Genomic DNA, 580 nt, shown 5'->3' with positions numbered 1-580 from the left:
ATTAGTCTCTTTCTTAAGACGTTCACCATTATCTTTACTTCTCTCCCAGAAATCGGGCGCACGTTGTGCCATTCCGTAACCGGCATGGAGTAACCAATCCCCTAAACGATGCTCATAGCGAATAAAGGCTGAGTCGCGACTGTAACGTTTTGAATGAAATTGAGGATCAACATCTTTCCCTTTATCAAAATTGGGATTATATTTTGCATCATAACGATCATGACGGTACCCCATTGCCAACTTCTGAGAATCATTGAGGAACCACTCATCTTCAATAAAAAGGCCCCAATTTTTAAATTTCTGATTCGCTTGATAAGGCATCTTATGGTAGTTGGCTGCCTCTGCTAAATTTGGTTTCATACGGCTCACTCGCAACTTATGGCGATCATCAAGCCAATCGATCCCCACTGTTGTCTCATGATTCCCTAAAGAGAGCTCTGCAAAAAGCTTTGCCGATTGTGTTGTCCGTGCAGGATTACTTACCGAATACTTACTAGGAGTGGCGCGATAGCTATAATTATCCATCACGTGATCAATCTTATTATGGCTATACTCAAATTGAAGCGTGCGTAACCAATCG

1 protein-coding gene is annotated in these 580 nt (G+C 42.1%); it reads right to left on the bottom strand.

Annotated elements, in window-relative coordinates; genetic code table 11:
• Positions 1-580 (bottom strand): TonB-dependent receptor domain-containing protein (locus tag FK529_RS20935; protein ID WP_146564359.1); only part of this gene is annotated, 580 nt, incomplete at both ends.

The sequence above is a fragment of the Tsukamurella asaccharolytica genome, from assembly GCF_007858435.1.
Classification (GTDB): Bacteria; Actinomycetota; Actinomycetes; order Mycobacteriales; family Mycobacteriaceae; genus Tsukamurella; species Tsukamurella asaccharolytica.
The sequence above is the reverse complement of the archived record's forward strand: the minus strand, read 5'-3'. Positions and strand labels throughout refer to the sequence as shown.